Source organism: Pseudomonas sp. JL27(2026) (assembly GCF_056933555.1).
This window is the reverse complement of record NZ_CM167794.1, coordinates 5,686,590-5,703,492: the sequence shown is the minus strand read 5'-3', so window position 1 is coordinate 5,703,492 and position 16,903 is coordinate 5,686,590. Positions and strand designations below refer to the sequence as shown.

The following is a 16,903-nucleotide window of genomic DNA, read 5'->3' as shown; positions in this document are numbered from 1 at the left end:
TGTTCGGTTGAGGTGGTAAATGTGAGTCCTTATCATTTGGCCTCATTTTCCTATTTCGAGAGACCGCTCCCATGTTGGCACCGAAGCGTCTACTGACAGCCCTCGCACTGACCTTGATCGGCACCACCGCCCAGGCCGCCGACGAGGTCGTGGTCTACTCCTCGCGGATCGACGAGCTGATCAAGCCGGTCTTCGATGCCTACACCCAGAAAACCGGGGTGAAGGTGAAGTTCATCACCGACAAGGAAGCGCCGCTGATGCAGCGCATCAAGGCCGAAGGCGAGAACGCCACCGCCGACCTGCTGCTGACCGTCGATGCCGGTAACCTGTGGCAAGCCGAGCAAATGGGCATCCTGCAACCGTTCACTTCCAAGGTCATCGACACCAACATCCCGCTTCAGTACCGCGCGGCGTCCCACGCCTGGACCGGCCTGAGCCTGCGGGCGCGAACCATCGCCTATTCCACCGACCGGGTAAAACCCGGTGAGCTGACCACTTATGAAGCCCTTGCCGACAAGCAGTGGGAAGGTCGCCTGTGCCTGCGCACGGCGAAGAAGGTCTACAACCAGTCGCTGACCGCCACCCTGATCGAAACCCATGGCGCGGAAAAAACCGAAGAAATCGTCAAGGGCTGGGTGCGTAACCTGTCCACCGACGTGTTCTCCGACGACGTGGCGGTGCTGGAAGCGATCAACGCCGGGCAGTGCGACGTGGGCATCGTCAACACCTACTACTACGGTCGCCTGCACAAGCAGAAGCCGGACCTGGGGGTCAAACTGTTCTGGCCTAACCAGGCTGATCGTGGCGTACACGTGAACCTGTCGGGCATCGGCCTGACCAAACACGCGCCGCACCCGGAAGCGGCCAAGGCGCTGGTGGAGTGGATGACCACCCCTGAAGCGCAAAAGATTTTCGCTGATGTGAACCAGGAGTTCCCGGCCAACCCGGCGGTGCAACCCTCCGCTGAAGTGGCCGCATGGGGCAAGTTCGTTGCCGACACCCTGCCGGTGGAAGTGGCAGGTAAACGGCAGGCTGAAGCCATCCGCTTGATGGACCGCGCTGGCTGGAACTGAGACTGTTGGAGTTGTCTCGTTTGCTTCAAAATCCACCCCTCACCCCAGCCCTCTCCTCAGGGGGGAGAGGGGGAAAGGGAGCAGATCTTCATGCTTTTCAAATCCTGAGTTCGACTTTGGAATTTCAGGTCGCAGCATTTCAACCAAGCGCCGCGGTCAGTCCCCTCGCCCCTCTGGGGAGAGGGTTAGGGTGAGGGGGGGCGATCCTGACTTGAAACACCGCAGTCCAAACCCACACCCATCGTCTCAGAGACCCCAAAGTGGCCCATCCCGCCCAACGCCGCTGGTATCCCCTGGTTTTCGCCGTCGCCGCCCTGGTGTTGCTGCCGCTGAGTGTGCTGCTGCTGTCGTGGCAGACCATCGACGTGCAGATTTGGTCGCACCTGTGGGACACCCAGATGCCGCGCTTGCTGGGCAACACCCTGACGCTGATCCTCGGCGTCGGTGTCGGCGTCACATTGCTGGGCGTCAGCCTGGCGTGGCTGACCAGCCTCTGCGAATTCCCCGGAAGGCGCTGGCTGGACTGGGCGCTGATGCTGCCGTTTGCGATCCCGGCCTACGTGCTGGCCTTTGTCTTTGTCGGTCTGCTGGATTTCGCCGGCCCCGTTCAGACCCTGTTGCGCGATTGGTTCGGCACGGGCCTGCGATTGCCCCGTGTGCGCTCTACCGCCGGGGTGATTCTGGTGCTGGTGCTGGTGTTCTACCCCTACGTCTACCTGCTGGCGCGCACCGCATTTCTGGCGCAGGGCAAAGGCCTGATGGAAGCGGCGCGGGTCCTTGGGCAATCGCCCTGGCAAGCATTCTGGCGCGTGGCGCTGCCCATGGCCCGGCCCGCCATCGGAGCCGGCGTGGCGTTGGCGTTGATGGAGACGCTGGCGGATTTCGGCGCGGTGTCGGTGTTCAACTTCGACACGTTCACCACCGCCATCTACAAGACCTGGTACGGCTTCTTCAGCCTGTCGAGCGCGGCGCAACTGGCCAGCCTGTTGTTGCTGGTGGTGATGCTGTTGCTCTACGGCGAACGGCGCGCCCGAGGCGCCAGTCGGGCGAGTAACGAGCGTCCGCGGGGCAAGGCGTTGTATCACCTGCGCGGGTTCAAGGCGTTGGCCGCTACGAGTTGGTGTGGGCTGGTGTTTGCCTGCGCCTTCGTGATTCCGATGCTGCAACTGGTGGCGTGGTTCTGGCAGCGCGGGCGTTTCGACCTTGATGAACGTTACACCGGGCTGATCGTGCACACCTTGTACCTGGGCGGCATGGCGGCGCTGATCACGGTCAGCGTGGCACTGTTGCTGGCGTTTGCCCGCCGACTGGCGCCGACCCGGGTCATTCGTTCCGGGGTCAGCCTGGCCAATATCGGCTACGCCTTGCCCGGTTCGGTGCTGGCGGTGTCGATCATGCTCGCGTTCAGTTACCTGGACCGCGAACTGGTGATTCCGCTGTCGGGCTGGCTTGGCGGTGCAGGCAAACCGCTGCTGCTGGGCAGCCTGTCGGCCTTGTTGCTGGCGTACCTGGTGCGTTTTATCGCGGTGGCCTACGGCCCGTTGGAAAGCAGTCTGGCGCGGATTCGGCCTTCATTGCCCGAAGCAGCACGCAGTCTGGGTGTCAGTGGGCCGCGACTGTTTTTCAAAGTGTATCTGCCGTTGCTGCTGCCTGGGACCTTGAGCGCCGGGTTGCTGGTGTTCGTCGACGTGCTCAAGGAAATGCCTGCAACCCTGCTGATGCGCCCGTTTGGCTGGGACACACTGGCCGTGCGGATCTTCGAGATGACCAGCGAAGGCGAGTGGGCGCGGGCCTCGTTGCCGGCGCTGACGCTCGTGCTGGTTGGCCTGTTGCCGGTCATCGGGTTGATCAGGCGGTCGGCCCGGCAAAGAGGTTAGGTGCCAGTCCTACACCTTGCGGCTACAATGCGCGGCATTCGGTGCGGTTCGTCTTTCAGACCAGGTAACTGAAATCGGCTGAGAGCCTTCTATTTCAAGGCTTTCGGCGGTGCAGTGCCTGTCCGTACCTTCGCCACGCCCGGAAGGAGAAACCCATGGGACAGCGCACGCCTCTGTATGACCTTCATCTCGCACTCGGCGCGAAGATGGTCGATTTTGGCGGTTGGGATATGCCACTGCATTACGGCTCGCAGGTCGAGGAACACCATCAGGTGCGCCGCGATTGCGGGGTTTTCGATGTATCCCACATGACCGTGATCGACGTCAGCGGGCCCCAGGCCAAGGCCTGGCTTCAGCATTTGCTGGCCAATGATGTCGAACGCCTGCACAGCCCCGGCCGTGCCTTGTACAGCACCATGCTCAACGAGCGGGGTGGGGTGGTCGACGACATGATCGTCTACCGTCTCGCGGACGCCTACCGACTGGTGGTGAACGCCGCCACCCGTGATCAGGACATGGCCTGGATGCAGGCTCAGGTTGGCAACTATCAGGTGCACCTGCACGAGCGCAGCGAACTGGCGATGCTGGCGATCCAGGGCCCGCATGCCCGGCACAAGATTGCCGAACTGGTGAGCCAGTCTCGCGGCACGCTGATCCAGCACCTCAAACCTTTCGAAGGCCATAGCGACGGCGACTGGTTCATCGCGCGCACCGGTTACACCGGCGAAGACGGTCTGGAAATCGCCCTGCCGGCCGATCAGGCGCCCGGGTTTTTCAACGACCTGGTGGGTGCCGGGATCTCGCCGATTGGCCTCGGTGCTCGCGATACCTTGCGCCTGGAAGCCGGGATGAACCTCTACGGCCAGGACATCCATCAGGATGTTTCACCGCTGGCGTCCAACATGGCGTGGAGCATTGCCTGGGAACCGGCCACGCGCCAGTTCATCGGCCGGGCGGCGCTGGAGGCCGAGCGGGCCGGTGGCGTGAAACATAAACTGGTCGGCCTGGTGCTCGAAGAACGCGGGGTTTTACGTGCCCATCAGGTGGTTCGCATCGCGGATGTTGGCGAAGGGGAGATCACCAGTGGTAGTTTCTCTCCTACGCTTAGCAAATCGATCGCCCTGGCGCGGGTGCCGATGGCGACCGCCGACCGGGCAGAAGTGGAAATTCGCGGTAAATGGTACCCGGTGCGGGTGGTCAAACCGACGTTCGTGCGTCATGGCAAAACCTTGATCTAACTTTTTCTGGCGGGCCAATGACCGCTGACATTTCTTCTTGAGGACACAGAACATGAGCGATATCCCTGCCGACCTGCGTTTTGCCGAAAGTCATGAATGGGCCCGTCTGGAAGCTGACGGCACCGTGACAGTAGGGATCAGCGACCACGCTCAGGAAGCCCTGGGTGACGTGGTTTTTGTGGAATTGACCGAAGTTGGCAACGTGTTCGAAGCAGGCTCTCAGGCGGGTGTGGTCGAGTCGGTCAAGGCCGCCTCCGATATCTACTCGCCCGTGGCCGGTGAAGTGATTGCCGTCAACGAAGAGCTGAGCGGCTCCCCGGAACTGCTCAACACCGACCCGTATGGCGCGTGGATCTTCAAGCTGAAGCCATCGAACACCGCCGACCTTGAGAAGCTGCTCGACGCTGCAGGCTACAAGGCCGCTATCGGCGAGTGATGCCTGGCAGGGTCGACACAGACTCGATCAAGCCGTTGGCCGCATAGCTTCCTTTTTCTGGTTGCGGCGAACACCCCGAAACACCGTTTTTCCCTCTGGGATAAACGGTGTTTCAATAATCATCGATAGCACTTTGAAGCACTGTTTAGAAATCCTTCACGCGGTTGCGTACTTATTATGCAGCGCGCATTACGGTTCTCTTTACCCTGGCGTTAAGTTCGGCTATTTCTATATCGCTCAAACGTATGGCTGGTTCACCTGCGACCCAGTTCCCGCTGTTGTTATAAGTAATGGTCTTGGTTTCGTCATCATTTACGTTGACGATGATTGGGTTTGATACATTTCCCCGGATCAACGAGCCTAGCCCCTGAAAACTGCCGAACCATAACTGGAACTGGTTTCTGGGTATCATGGTGGAGGTGCCAATACTCATGGGCTCTGTACAGTTTGCCCAGATATACTGGCCTGTCGAGTCCAGCAATATTTCATGAATGTCGGCGTTCAGTTGGTTGTCAATAGTAATCTCTCCTGGGGTTCCATTGTTCTTGGGGGGTGAAAAAACACCGTATTGATTCAATGTCGTTGTTTGCCCTGTCTGGATCGCCAGGTTTTTGCCGCCGGAAGTGAAGGTAATATCACCTTCTTTTATCGGAATGCTTGCGAAGTTGACCATAAACGAAACAGTCGAAATATCAAAGATATTTTTATATTGGTAACTGGATTGTCCAGGGACGGACACAGGACCTTTGGCTAACCAGATTGCGGTAAAGCTGCCATTGACCTTCTTGGCCAGGTAGAGGCTGTAATTGTTGGTTTTTTGTGCAACTAATTGGAGTTCTTCAATATAAACGACAATTTGCTGGTTGCTCATGGTAGATACCCCGTTACTCAAACAAGCGGTTTCATGTCTCGATTGTGAGTCCGCCTGGTACAGCTCGATTACGGCGTCAACACCATCGGGATAAAACCCTGCAGACCAGAGATTTGCAGGGTTTTGTCGGCTTGTGGAGCGTGAGGTTTTCAGTGGTGATCACGCCCCGTGCAGCAGGCCCTGCTTATGCGGCGGCCTTGAGCACCCTGGCGTGAAGCGCGGCGACTTCAGATTCCGACAGGCGTTTGGCGGGTTCGCCAGTGACCCATACCCCACTGTTGTTGTAGGTAATGGTCTTGACATCGCCATCGACCATGGTGACGACGGTAGGGTTAGACAAGTTGGTGGCGATGAGCGAGCCAGTGACCTGGATATTCCCGAACCACAGTTGGTATTGGCTGATGGGAGTGAGTGTGGCAGTACCAATATTCATGCCGCTCTGACGGTTCACCCAGAGGTTATTGCCTTTAGCATCTTGCAAGATGGCGCGTGGGTTCCCTTGTAACTCGTTTTTGATGACAACGTCTCCAGAGGCGCCATCATTTTTCGCGGGGGAAAATATACCGTTCTGGTCCAGTATGGTCGTTTGGCCAGTGCTGATGCCCTGGCTTTTGCCACCGGATGTAAAGGTGACTGCACCGGAGGTGACCGGGTCGGTGGTGTAATTGACCATGAAAGAAGGCGTAGTAATGTCGAATATGTTTCTGTAGCCATAACTAGGGTTGTTGACAGTGGCAATAGGACCCTTTGATTGCCATACGACGGTGAAGTCGTTGTTTACTTTTTTTGCCAGGTAGAGACTGTAGTTGTTATTTTTTTGTGCGATCAGTTGTTCTTCTTCGATGAAAACAACAATTTGTTGAGTGCTCATTTTTGAACTCCATTTCGAATCGGCAAGCGAAAGTTGTGTAGGTCATGTGTGCGGTTTTTGGGTCGCTCAATAACCCTCTGAAAACATAGCATGCGGTTTTTTTACGCATAGACCCATTGGCTATGATGCGTGCTTGCGAATGGCGATAGCTTTTTCACAAAAGCAGCCGGGCATTTCATTAATAGTTGATTAATCACCCGCTTGCTTGTGCTGCCGGAATGGAAGAGTGAAAGTTGAGTTTATCTGGCGTTCGGCGCTCACTTCCGATCTGTTGATATAGAGCAATTAGCAGTTGTACTTATCGCTTAAGTAAAAACGCCCAATGCAGTGCATTGGGCGTTTTGTGTGCCAGGGATGCTTTCCGGTTACGGGGCAGTAACCGTCAGGCGTCTTGCAATACTGCCTTCACCGCCGCCACCGAGCGCTCGACGTCGCTTTTGCTCATGCTGGTGAACATCGGCAACGACACGATCAAGCGGCCGACCCGTTCGGCCACCGGGAACAGGCCTTCCTTGAAACCGCGTTCGCGGTAAAGGCTCAGCAGGTGGATCGGCGGGTAGTGGTAACCGATGCCGATGCCCCGTTCCTGCATCTGTTCCATGAACGTGGCACGGGCCGGTTTGCCGTCCGTGCGCTCCGGCAACACCAATTGAAACAAGTGCCAGTTGCTCTGGGTGAAGTCCGCGGGCGGCAGTTGTGCGCCGTAAGTGGCTTCGAAGTCGCTGCCGAAACAGGCGAAGTAGTGTTTGGCCAGATCCCGGCGATGCGCGGTGATGGCGTCGATGTGGGCGAACTGGCCGAGGCCGATGGCAGCCGCCACGTCCGTCATGTTGAACTTGCCACCCAGTACATCCACGTCCAGCCCGTCGAAACCGCTGCGGGTGACGCCTTGCAGGCGGTACTTCTCGGCCAGTCGCACTTCTTCAGCGTTGTTGAGCACCAGGCAACCGCCCTCCGAGGAGGTGACGTTCTTGTTGGCCTGGAAACTGAACGACACGAAGTCGCCAGTAGCGCCGATGCGCTGACCGTTCCAGCTTGAACCCAATGCCTGGGCGGCATCTTCGACGATCCTCAAACCGTGTTTCTTCGCCAGGGCGTACAAGCGGCTCATGTCCACCGGCAACCCGGCGAGAAACACCGGGATGATGGCTTTGGTGCGCGGGGTAATGGCCGCTTCCAGTTGGGCCAGGTCGATGTTGCGGGTGATCGGGTCGATGTCGGCAAACACCGGGGTGGCGCCGACTTCAAGAATCACGTTGGCCGTGGCCACCCAGGAAATCGGTGTGGTGATGACTTCGTCGCCCGGCCCGACGCCGGCGATGCGCAAGGCAATCTCCATGGTGCAGGTGCCGGAGTTGAAGGTTCGCACCGGGCGGCCGCCAAAGAACTCCGAGAGTTGGGCTTCGAAGGCCTGGACCTTCGGCCCGCTGGTGATCCAGCCGGAGCGCAGCACATCGCCGACAGCGGCAATGGTGGCTTCATCGATGACGGGTTTGGAAAACGGTAGAAAAGGCAGTTGGCTCATAACGATCAGTGCACCCGATTGGCGGACGTTGGTGACGCGCCACACAGAATGGCTCCGATTGGTCGAAGACGCCATACCGTGCGCGCAGGGGAGCTATGCTGCCTGAACCGAGTTGAACAGACGCTGAGCGCCATTCAAGAGAGAGCCCGTCATGTCCCAGTTGCCGTCGTTGAGCCAGTTGCGAGACCCCAATGCCTTCCTTCGTCGGCACCTGGGCCCCGATGCCGCCGAACAACAAGCCATGCTCGACAGCCTCGGGCTCGGCAGCCGAGTCGAACTGATCGAGCAAACGGTGCCGCCGGGCATTCGCCTCAACCGTGCGCTGGACCTGCCCCCGGCCCTTGATGAGGAAGCCGCGCTGGCCAAGCTGCGAGGTTACGCCGAACAGAACCAGGTCTGGACCAGCCTGATCGGCATGGGTTACCACGGGACCCTGACGCCGGCCGTGATTGTGCGCAACGTGCTGGAAAATCCCGGTTGGTACACCGCCTACACGCCTTATCAACCGGAAATTGCCCAGGGTCGGCTCGAAGCCTTGCTCAACTTCCAGCAACTGACCATCGACTTGACCGGTCTTGAACTGGCCAACGCTTCCTTGCTCGATGAAGCCACGGCGGCGGCCGAAGCCATGGCGCTGGCCCGGCGCGTGGCCAAATCCAAAAGCAATCTGTTCTTCGTTGACGAGCATTGCCACCCGCAGACCATTTCGGTGGTGCGCACCCGCGCCGAAGGCTTCGGTTTCGAGCTGATCGTCGACACTGTGGATAACTTGAAACAGCACACTGTGTTCGGCGCGTTGTTGCAGTACCCCGACACCCACGGCGAGATCCGTGACCTGCGACCGTTGATCGATCACCTGCACGCCCAGCATGCGCTGGCCTGCGTGGCGGCGGACCTGCTGAGCCTGTTGCTGCTCACGCCCCCCGGTGAGTTGGGCGCCGACGTGGTGTTCGGTTCATCCCAGCGCTTTGGTGTGCCCATGGGCTACGGCGGCCCCCATGCGGCATTTTTCGCCAGCCGCGATGAATACAAACGAGCGATTCCGGGGCGGATCATCGGTGTGTCCAAAGACGCACGAGGTAACGTTGCGCTGCGCATGGCCCTGCAAACCCGCGAGCAACATATCCGCCGCGAGAAGGCCAACTCGAACATCTGCACCGCCCAGGTCCTGCTGGCCAACATCGCCAGTTTTTATGCGGTGTACCACGGCCCCGAAGGCCTCAAGCGTATTGCCCAGCGTGTGCATCGGCTGACCTGCATCCTCGCCACGGCACTGGAGCGCCATGGCATTGCCCGACTCAACCGGCAGTTTTTCGACACCTTGACCCTGGAGGTTGGTGGCAGCCAGACCGCGATTCTTGAGAGCGCCAAGGCTGCGCAAATCAACCTGCGGATTCTTGGGCGCGGGCAAGTCGGGGTGAGCCTCGACGAAAGCTGTGATGAACGCACCGTGGCCACGCTGCTCGATGTGTTCCTGGGCGCCGATCATGGGCTTGACGTCGCCGATCTGGATGCTGAACTGCTTGAATCCGGTATTCCTGATGCCTTGTTGCGTACTTCGCCGTACCTGCGTCATCCGGTGTTCAACGCGCACCACAGCGAAACCGAGATGCTGCGCTACCTCAAGCAACTGGAAAACAAGGACCTGGCGCTCAATCAGTCAATGATCCCGCTGGGTTCCTGCACCATGAAACTCAACGCCACCAGCGAGATGATCCCGATCACCTGGCCGGCGTTCGCCAACCTGCACCCGTTTGCACCGAAAGAGCAGGCTGTGGGTTACTCGCTGATGATCGGTGAACTGGAGAGCTGGTTGTGTGCGATCACCGGGTTCGACGCGATCTGCATGCAACCCAACTCCGGTGCCCAGGGCGAATACGCCGGGTTGCTGGCGATTCGCAAATACCATGAGAGCCGACAGCAGGGGGCGCGGGACATTTGCCTGATTCCGGCCTCGGCCCACGGCACCAACCCGGCGTCGGCGCAGATGGCCGGGATGCGGGTGGTGATCGTCGACTGCGACGATGCCGGCAACGTCGACCTTGAAGACCTCAAGGCCAAGGCCCTGGAGGCGGGTGACCACTTGTCCTGCCTGATGGCCACCTATCCCTCGACCCACGGTGTGTACGAAGAGGGCATCAGCGAAATCTGCGAAGTTATCCACAGCCACGGCGGTCAGGTGTACATGGACGGCGCCAACCTCAACGCCCAGGTCGGGCTGGCACGGCCGGCGGACATTGGCGCGGACGTGTCCCACATGAACCTGCACAAGACGTTCTGCATTCCCCATGGCGGCGGCGGGCCGGGCATGGGGCCGATTGGCGTGCGGGCGCACCTGGCGCCGTTCGTCGCCAATCATCCGGTGGTACCGATTGACGGCCCCCACCCGCAGAACGGCGCGGTCAGCGCGGCGCCCTGGGGCAGCGCGAGCATTTTGCCGATCAGTTGGATGTACATCGCGATGATGGGCCCGCAACTGGCGGACGCCAGCGAAGTGGCGATTCTGTCGGCCAATTACCTGGCCCGGCATTTGTCGGGTGCGTTCCCGGTGCTCTACAGCGGGCGTAACGGGCGGGTGGCGCATGAGTGCATTCTCGACCTGCGGCCGCTCAAGGCGCAGACCGGGATCAGCGAAGAAGACGTCGCCAAGCGGTTGATGGATTACGGCTTTCACGCGCCGACCATGTCGTTTCCGGTGCCGGGCACCTTGATGGTCGAGCCGACGGAAAGCGAGTCCAAGCTGGAACTGGATCGCTTTATCAACGCCATGCTGAGCATTCGTGCGGAAATTACCGAGGTGCAGAACGGCAACTGGCCGGCCGAAGACAACCCGCTGAAACGCGCACCCCATACGCTGGCGGACGTGATCGGCGTGTGGGATCGACCCTACAGCGTCGAGCAAGCCATCACGCCAGATGCCCATACCAAGGCGCACAAATACTGGCCGACGGTGAACCGTGTGGATAACGTTTATGGCGACCGTAATCTGTTCTGCGCTTGTGTGCCGGTGGAGGATTATCGCTGAAGTAACGGTTAACACCTGGCCAATGCGGGAGCGGGGCAGGCAAAAAAATGCCGCTCATGAGAGCGGCATTTTTGTTCAGCGATGAAGCTTATTCAGAGGCCACGGCGTTCTTGGCCAGGATGGCGTTGGCCAGGTCCATGTCGGTGGCTTTCAGGCCCGGGTTGTCAGCGCGGACTTTTTGCATCGCGGCTTCCAGGTACGGGCCGCGAATACTGCCATCACTGGCAACGAAGCTGCCGGCGTCGTCCTGGGCGGCGACGATCAGCTTGTGATCCTTGAAGGTCAGGTAGGTGGACGCGGTGGTTGCGCCTGACGAAATGACATTACGCCAGAAGCTGTCGGCCATGGCTGAACCAACAGGAAGAGACAGCAGGGCCAGTGTGGCGACAGCAAGTTTGAAACGCATGGTGGGTGACTCCGATGTAGGTGATCTAACGGGTTTGATTGCAGATCACCTGTTCCAGTTCCATGACGTTCAATCTGCGTGTTCGACCACGATGATCACGCCCTCCTGGCCGACCACCCGCACCCGTGCGCCAACCGGGGAGTCCGGCCCCTTGGCCATCCAGACGCCGTCGGCAACCTTGATCTTGCCGCGTCCGTTGACGATCGCCTGATGCACCACGAAGACCTTGCCGACCAGTTCCTGGCCGCGCAGGTTGAGGTTCGGCTGGTCGCTGTCGCGGACCGCGCTGCGCTGGCGTCGCCACCAGTACAGCGCGGTGGTGATCGACAGCAGCCCGAACAGCAGGAACTGCACTGCCCACGACAGGTTCGGGATCAGGAACGTCAGCACGCCCACCGCGGCCGCGGCCATGCCGATCCACAGCAGATAACCGCCAGCGCCGAACACCTCGAGAATCAGTAAAACGGTGCCCAGCGCCAGCCAGTCCCAGAACGACAAATGTTGCAGAAATGCCCACATGGCCGACCCTCAGGACTTCTTGCCGTCGAACGTGGCCTTGACGATTTCGCCGATGCCGCCGACTGCGCCGATCACCTGGCTGGCTTCAAGTGGCATCAGTATCACCTTGCTGTTGTTGGCCGAGGCCAGTTTGCCCAGGGCATCGATGTACTTCTGGGCGACGAAGTAGTTCACCGCCTGCACGTTGCCGCTGGCAATCGCCTCGGACACCACTTTGGTTGCTCGCGCTTCGGCTTCGGCCTGACGCTCGCGGGCCTCGGACTCAAGGAACGCCGCCTGCCGGCTGCCTTCGGCTTCGAGTATCTGCGCCTGCTTCTTGCCCTCGGCCGTCAGAATCGCCGAGGCGCGCAGGCCTTCGGCCTCAAGGATCTGCGCACGTTTGATCCGCTCGGCTTTCATTTGCCCGGACATGGCCGCCATCAGGTCGGCGGGTGGGCTGATGTCCTTGATCTCGATCCGGGTGATCTTGATGCCCCACGGCGCGGTGGCTTCATCGACGGTACGCAGCAGTTTTTCGTTGATGGCGTCGCGCTGGCTGAGCATGGCATCCAGCTCCATCGAGCCGAGCACGGTACGGATATTGGTTTGCAGCAGGTTGCGGATAGCGTGTTCGAGGTTGTTCACCTCGTAAGCCGCTTGGGCGGTGTTGACCACCTGGAAGAAGCACACGGCGTCGATCTGTACCGTGGCATTGTCGGCGGTGATGACTTCCTGGGGCGGAATATCCAGCACGTTTTCCATCACGTTGATCTTGCGGCCGATGCGGTCCATCACGGGAATGATGATGTTCAGGCCCGGCTTGAGGGTGTTGGTGTAGCGCCCGAAACGCTCCACTGTCCACTGATAGCCCTGGGGCACCACCTTGAATCCCATGAACAGAATGGCGACGACCAGGCCGACAAAAAGTAGAAGTACGCTGCCTATTTGCATGACAATTCCCTGTTTGAGTCATTGGTCAAAGAAGCTTCAGTTCAAGGAGTGTAGCGGCGCGGTTCGGGGTCGAACGTTCGTTGTGTAAACGCTGCCCTCAACGCCTCGGGTAACATGTGCGCCCCACCTGCATGGATGCCTGCCTTGATTTTCGGACCGAGTTTTATCGCAATGCTGCTGGCCGGCGTGCTGCTGCAGCTGGTGCTGGTGTCTTTTGTCGGCTTGCCGGCGCTGTTGATTGCTTGCTGCGTGAAGCGTTGGCGGCGGGTCCTGCTGCGGCATCCGCGTACGTTCGGGGTGCTGGGGCTGGTCTTTTCGACCGTGGTGGTCGGCACGCTGTGGTCCGAGGCACGTGAGGTTTTGGATGCGCGGGCGCTGAACCCGCGCCTTGAACAGGACCTGCAATTGGGCGGCTTGCGCTTCCCCGCCGGGACGCAGGTGAAGCTCGCGACCTGGAAACCACTCGACATCTACGATCAGCCGCAGGTCCACGGCCTGCAAAGCCTGAAGTACGCCGAGTTTGCCGAGCCGCAGCCGGTCATGGGGGTGCAGGTGACCGCGCTTGAATTGCCTGAGCGCGGTGACTACGTCCGTCTGCAACTGGCCGGCGATCAGGTTGTCAACGGTTGGCCCTGTGCGGGCGGGAGCTGGGTAACCCTGGAGGCGGCAGCCGAGGTTCGCCTGCAACCCGAGCGCTGGACGTTGGACGCCTGCACCCTGGCGATGCAGGCAACCGTGCAAGGCGTGACCTGGCCTGACGACAGCCTGGTCAGTCACCACGCTAACGAATACATCGTGCAGACCCTCGGCGCTGCCCATCCCCCGGTGGTCATCGAGGGCATCGGGTTGGTGTCCCTGACCCTCAGGCTCAATGAGCAACGCCAGCGCCAGCGCTGGGAAGGTCAGTTGGCAGACACCATGACACTGGGCGACTGGGAATACCCCAGAGGCATGAGTGTGCGCCAGGACGTGGTGCACACCTTGTTGTTCAGCCCGAACAGCGACTATGTCGCGCGCAATCTGCGCACGGGTGAAACGCTGGCGGCCGGGCGTTCGATCCTGCAGCGCCGAGCCGACGGCAGCACCCTGTGGATCAAGCCCAATGCCGAGCTGGGCGTACCCGACTGGTAACGCCGCTATTTTTGTTCGCTTTGCGGGGTCACCCGCAACACCTCCTCAAGGGTAGTCAGCCCGGCACCGACCTTCTGCGCGCCAGACAGCCGCAGGCTGCGCATACCTTCCTTGAACGCCTGGCGGCGCACGGCGGTGAGGTCGGTATCGGGGGTGATCAGCGTCTTGATCGCATCGCTCAACTGCATGATTTCATACACCCCGGCCCGCCCGCGGTAACCGGTGTCGCGGCACTCCAGGCAACCGATGGCGCGCTGGGCGTTGCTTGGCAGCGGCGCTTGCCAGGGGCGGGTCAAGGCTTGCCAGTCTTCTTCGCCAAGGGTCAGCGGCGCCTTGCAATGCGGGCACAAGGTTCGTACCAGTCGTTGCGCCATCACGCCCAGCACCGTGGCTTTGATCAGGTAATGCGGCACGCCGAGTTCCAGCAAGCGGCTGATGGCGCTGGGCGCGTCGTTGGTGTGCAGGGTCGAGAGCACCAGGTGCCCGGTGAGCGCCGCTTGAATGGCCATTTCGGCGGTTTCGAGGTCGCGGATCTCGCCGATCATGATGATGTCCGGGTCCTGACGCATCAGGGCACGCACACCGCTGGCAAAGGTCAGGTCGATGTTGTGCTGGACTTGCATCTGGTTGAAGGCCGGCTCGACCATTTCAATCGGGTCTTCGATGGTGCAGAGGTTGACCTCTGGCGTCGCGAGTTTTTTCAGGGTGGTGTAGAGCGTGGTGGTTTTTCCCGACCCGGTGGGGCCGGTGACCAGAATGATGCCGTTGGGCTGGCGGGTCATGTCCTGCCAGCGGCGCAGGTCCTCGGCCGAGAACCCCAACTGGTCGAAGTCCTTGAGCAGCACTTCCGGGTCGAAGATCCGCATCACCAGTTTTTCGCCGAACGCGGTGGGCAGGGTCGATAGCCGCAGCTCGACTTCACCCCCGTCCGGGGTCTTGGTCTTGACCCGGCCGTCCTGGGGTTTGCGTTTCTCCGCGACGTTCATTCGCCCCAGGCTTTTAAGGCGGCTGACGATGGCCATGGTCACCTGCGGCGGGAATTGATAGACGTTGTGCAGTACGCCGTCGATGCGAAAACGCACGGTGCCCTGTTCGCGACGCGGCTCGATGTGGATATCGCTGGCGCGCTGCTGGAAGGCGTACTGGAACAGCCAGTCGACGATGTTGACGATGTGTGCGTCGTTGGCGTCCGGCTCCTGATCGCTGGCGCCAAGGTTGAGCAACTGTTCGAAGTTGCCCAGGGTGCTCATTTGCTGATCGGAATGGGTCGCGCCGCTGACCGATTTGGCCAGGCGAAAGAACTCCACGCTGAAGCGCTGGATGTCCACCGGGTTGGCGACCACCCGCTTGATCGGTAACTGCAGCACGTGCGTCAGGTCGGCCTCCCAGCCCCGCACATAAGGCTGCGCACTGGCCACGGTCACGGCGTCGCGGTCGATGGCGACGGCGAGAATCTTGTGGCGTTGGGCAAAGGCGTAGGACATCAGCGGCATCACTTGCGCGACGTTGATTTTCAGCGGGTCGATGCGCAGATATGGCTGGCCGGCCTGTTGCGAGAGCCAAAGGGTCAGGCTTTCCAGGTCCAGGCGTTTGCCGGGGCGGCTGAGGTCGTCCAGGTGTTGGCCGGCGATGAATTCCAGCGGATGCAACTGACTGTTGGGGGTATGGCGGCGGCGAGCGTTGAGCGCGTGTTCGGCCGAGTCCTGGCTGATAAAGCCCTGGGCGACCAGTTCGCGCAGCAGATCATTGAGATCCAGCCAGCGGTCCTGAGTGACGAGTTGAACGGACATGCGGGCTCCTTGAGAACGATCCTGCACCATGCGGTTTGGCGGTGTGCGCCTCTGACCACAGATTGCAAAGAATAGTCCCGGCCCCGGAGACCGTTCGGCTATTGAGCGAACAAGCCGTTTCGAGTTTTTACCGCCGCGCCTCAGCCCGCCGCCTGTTGCCCATGAAGCCTGGAAGCATCAGCCGCTTGCAGCTCCACCGAGCAGACGCTGATCAGGTTGCGCAATTTTTCTGCGATCACCTGGGCGCGGTGCCAGCTCAGGCCGTCCATGACGATGTCGATCGACAGCCACTCGTCCTGACGCACGACGTTGACGGACTGGGGCACCAGAAACTGCAAGGCAAACAGGTTGAGCGCCCGGCACAGCAGGTCGGGTTCCGCCTCGGCCTGCAATTGGTAGTGCACGCGACAATGGGCGTTGTTGACGTTCCATACATCGGCGCGGGTGGGGGTGGTGCTGACGGCTTCGAGCGGGGGCATGATGGGTCTCCAGAACAGTGGAGAAATTTTTACATTCGACGCGGGGTATTTCTTATCTAAGATGGAGAGAATTGACGGTTAATCGAATCAATTGATTCTCAAATATAGATATTCAGGGTTTTTTTATGCACAACGAGCTGGACGCTTACGACCGACGAATTCTGGCCCTGCTGCAAGAGGACGCCTCCCTTTCCAGTGCGCAGATTGCCGAGCAGGTGGGTTTGTCACAGTCGCCATGCTGGCGGCGGATTCAGCGGATGAAAGAGGAGGGCGTGATTCGCGGGCAGGTGACGTTGCTCGATCGCAAGAAGATCGGCCTGAACACGCAGATTTTTGCCGAGATCAAACTCAACGCCCACGGGCGTTCGAACTTCACGGAATTCACCGAGGCGATTCGCGGTTTCCCGGAGGTACTGGAGTGTTACGTGCTGATGGGGGCGGTGGACTTTCTGTTGCGCATTGTCACGGCGGACATCGAAGCGTATGAGCGTTTCTTCTTTGAAAAGCTGTCGATGGTGCCGGGGATTCAGGAGGTGAACTCCATCGTGGCCTTGTCCGAAATCAAGTCCACGACGAGTTTGCCGGTGTTGCGCTAAAGCATGTGACCTTGTGGCGAGGGAGCTTGCTCCCGTTGGAGTCTGAAGGACTCCCTATCCCGGCAACGCGGTGAATCAGGCATAACGCGATTGTCGGTTTTGGGGGCGCTTCGAGCCCCAGCGGGAGCAAGCTCCC

15 protein-coding genes are annotated in these 16,903 nt (G+C 60.1%); 7 read left to right on the top strand and 8 right to left on the bottom strand.

Annotation, left to right across the window (positions count from 1 at the left end):
- Nucleotides 1-71 precede the first annotated feature (71 nt).
- From AC1Z1G_RS26140 to gcvH, 4 genes are all read left to right on the top strand, one after another.
- Complete coding sequence (locus tag AC1Z1G_RS26140; protein WP_483623383.1) at nt 72-1,073, top strand: extracellular solute-binding protein; 1,002 nt, start codon at nt 72-74, stop codon at nt 1,071-1,073.
- 260 nt (nt 1,074-1,333) lie between these two features.
- Nucleotides 1,334-2,950, top strand: coding sequence for an ABC transporter permease (locus AC1Z1G_RS26135; RefSeq protein WP_483623381.1), 1,617 nt, complete (start codon nt 1,334-1,336; stop codon nt 2,948-2,950).
- Between the two features lie 155 nt (nt 2,951-3,105).
- Complete coding sequence (gcvT, locus tag AC1Z1G_RS26130; protein WP_483623379.1) at nt 3,106-4,188, top strand: glycine cleavage system aminomethyltransferase GcvT; 1,083 nt, start codon at nt 3,106-3,108, stop codon at nt 4,186-4,188.
- Nucleotides 4,189-4,240: 52 nt separating this feature from the next.
- Nucleotides 4,241-4,624, top strand: a complete 384-nt coding sequence (gcvH, locus tag AC1Z1G_RS26125; RefSeq protein ID WP_483623378.1) for a glycine cleavage system protein GcvH — start codon at nt 4,241-4,243, stop codon at nt 4,622-4,624.
- Nucleotides 4,625-4,799: 175 nt separating this feature from the next.
- On the opposite strand, the gene AC1Z1G_RS26120 is transcribed toward gcvH, so the two are convergent.
- The 3 genes from AC1Z1G_RS26120 to AC1Z1G_RS26110 form a co-directional block, all read right to left on the bottom strand.
- Nucleotides 4,800-5,495 (bottom strand): hypothetical protein, encoded by a 696-nt coding sequence (locus AC1Z1G_RS26120; protein ID WP_483623376.1) that lies wholly within the window; start codon nt 5,493-5,495, stop codon nt 4,800-4,802.
- 184 nt (nt 5,496-5,679) lie between these two features.
- On the bottom strand, nt 5,680-6,366 hold the full coding sequence (locus AC1Z1G_RS26115) for a hypothetical protein (protein WP_483623374.1): 687 nt from the start codon (nt 6,364-6,366) through the stop codon (nt 5,680-5,682).
- Between the two features lie 382 nt (nt 6,367-6,748).
- Nucleotides 6,749-7,891, bottom strand: coding sequence for a DegT/DnrJ/EryC1/StrS family aminotransferase (locus tag AC1Z1G_RS26110; protein WP_483623373.1), 1,143 nt, complete (start codon nt 7,889-7,891; stop codon nt 6,749-6,751).
- A 151-nt stretch (nt 7,892-8,042) separates the two neighbouring features.
- Here AC1Z1G_RS26110 and gcvP point away from each other — a divergent pair, with 151 nt between their 5' ends.
- Complete coding sequence (gcvP, locus tag AC1Z1G_RS26105) at nt 8,043-10,916, top strand: aminomethyl-transferring glycine dehydrogenase (protein ID WP_483623371.1); 2,874 nt, start codon at nt 8,043-8,045, stop codon at nt 10,914-10,916.
- An 88-nt stretch (nt 10,917-11,004) separates the two neighbouring features.
- Here the strand turns inward: gcvP and AC1Z1G_RS26100 are convergent, their stop codons facing one another.
- The 3 genes from AC1Z1G_RS26100 to AC1Z1G_RS26090 all read right to left on the bottom strand — a co-directional run bounded on the left by AC1Z1G_RS26100 (nt 11,005) and on the right by AC1Z1G_RS26090 (nt 12,771).
- Nucleotides 11,005-11,322 (bottom strand): DUF2388 domain-containing protein, encoded by a 318-nt coding sequence (locus AC1Z1G_RS26100; protein WP_347902613.1) that lies wholly within the window; start codon nt 11,320-11,322, stop codon nt 11,005-11,007.
- Nucleotides 11,323-11,391: 69 nt separating this feature from the next.
- A complete protein-coding gene (locus AC1Z1G_RS26095) occupies nt 11,392-11,841 on the bottom strand; it encodes an NfeD family protein (RefSeq protein WP_483623370.1) in 450 nt (149 codons plus the stop codon).
- Nucleotides 11,842-11,850: 9 nt separating this feature from the next.
- On the bottom strand, nt 11,851-12,771 hold the full coding sequence (locus AC1Z1G_RS26090; RefSeq protein ID WP_347902611.1) for an SPFH domain-containing protein: 921 nt from the start codon (nt 12,769-12,771) through the stop codon (nt 11,851-11,853).
- Between the two features lie 135 nt (nt 12,772-12,906).
- On the opposite strand from AC1Z1G_RS26090, the gene AC1Z1G_RS26085 reads away from it, so the two are divergent.
- Complete coding sequence (locus tag AC1Z1G_RS26085) at nt 12,907-13,902, top strand: hypothetical protein (protein WP_483623368.1); 996 nt, start codon at nt 12,907-12,909, stop codon at nt 13,900-13,902.
- Between the two features lie 5 nt (nt 13,903-13,907).
- On the opposite strand, the gene tfpB is transcribed toward AC1Z1G_RS26085, so the two are convergent.
- The gene (gene tfpB, locus AC1Z1G_RS26080) at nt 13,908-15,692 is read right to left on the bottom strand and encodes a type IV pilus assembly ATPase TfpB (RefSeq protein ID WP_483623366.1); all 1,785 of its coding nucleotides are present in this window, start codon (nt 15,690-15,692) and stop codon (nt 13,908-13,910) included.
- Nucleotides 15,693-15,832: 140 nt separating this feature from the next.
- Nucleotides 15,833-16,171, bottom strand: a complete 339-nt coding sequence (locus AC1Z1G_RS26075; RefSeq protein WP_483623364.1) for a hypothetical protein — start codon at nt 16,169-16,171, stop codon at nt 15,833-15,835.
- Between the two features lie 125 nt (nt 16,172-16,296).
- On the opposite strand from AC1Z1G_RS26075, the gene AC1Z1G_RS26070 reads away from it, so the two are divergent.
- Nucleotides 16,297-16,767 carry an Lrp/AsnC family transcriptional regulator gene (locus tag AC1Z1G_RS26070; protein WP_483623362.1) on the top strand — a complete coding sequence of 157 codons (471 nt, stop codon included), beginning with the start codon at nt 16,297-16,299 and terminating at the stop codon, nt 16,765-16,767.
- The last annotated feature ends 136 nt before the right edge of the window (nt 16,768-16,903 follow it).

Bases quoted from the DNA above. Each gene is read 5' to 3' on its own strand.
- AC1Z1G_RS26140 (WP_483623383.1), top strand. From the start codon at position 72: ATGTTGGCACCGAAGCGTCTACTGACAGCCCTCGCACTGACCTTGATC.
- gcvT (WP_483623379.1), top strand. From the start codon at position 3,106: ATGGGACAGCGCACGCCTCTGTATGACCTTCATCTCGCACTCGGCGCG.
- gcvH (WP_483623378.1), top strand. From the start codon at position 4,241: ATGAGCGATATCCCTGCCGACCTGCGTTTTGCCGAAAGTCATGAATGG.
- AC1Z1G_RS26120 (WP_483623376.1), bottom strand. From the start codon at position 5,495: ATGAGCAACCAGCAAATTGTCGTTTATATTGAAGAACTCCAATTAGTT.
- AC1Z1G_RS26115 (WP_483623374.1), bottom strand. From the start codon at position 6,366: ATGAGCACTCAACAAATTGTTGTTTTCATCGAAGAAGAACAACTGATC.
- AC1Z1G_RS26110 (WP_483623373.1), bottom strand. From the start codon at position 7,891: ATGAGCCAACTGCCTTTTCTACCGTTTTCCAAACCCGTCATCGATGAA.
- gcvP (WP_483623371.1), top strand. From the start codon at position 8,043: ATGTCCCAGTTGCCGTCGTTGAGCCAGTTGCGAGACCCCAATGCCTTC.
- AC1Z1G_RS26100 (WP_347902613.1), bottom strand. From the start codon at position 11,322: ATGCGTTTCAAACTTGCTGTCGCCACACTGGCCCTGCTGTCTCTTCCT.
- AC1Z1G_RS26095 (WP_483623370.1), bottom strand. From the start codon at position 11,841: ATGTGGGCATTTCTGCAACATTTGTCGTTCTGGGACTGGCTGGCGCTG.
- AC1Z1G_RS26090 (WP_347902611.1), bottom strand. From the start codon at position 12,771: ATGCAAATAGGCAGCGTACTTCTACTTTTTGTCGGCCTGGTCGTCGCC.
- AC1Z1G_RS26085 (WP_483623368.1), top strand. From the start codon at position 12,907: ATGCCTGCCTTGATTTTCGGACCGAGTTTTATCGCAATGCTGCTGGCC.
- tfpB (WP_483623366.1), bottom strand. From the start codon at position 15,692: ATGTCCGTTCAACTCGTCACTCAGGACCGCTGGCTGGATCTCAATGAT.
- AC1Z1G_RS26075 (WP_483623364.1), bottom strand. From the start codon at position 16,171: ATGCCCCCGCTCGAAGCCGTCAGCACCACCCCCACCCGCGCCGATGTA.
- AC1Z1G_RS26070 (WP_483623362.1), top strand. From the start codon at position 16,297: ATGCACAACGAGCTGGACGCTTACGACCGACGAATTCTGGCCCTGCTG.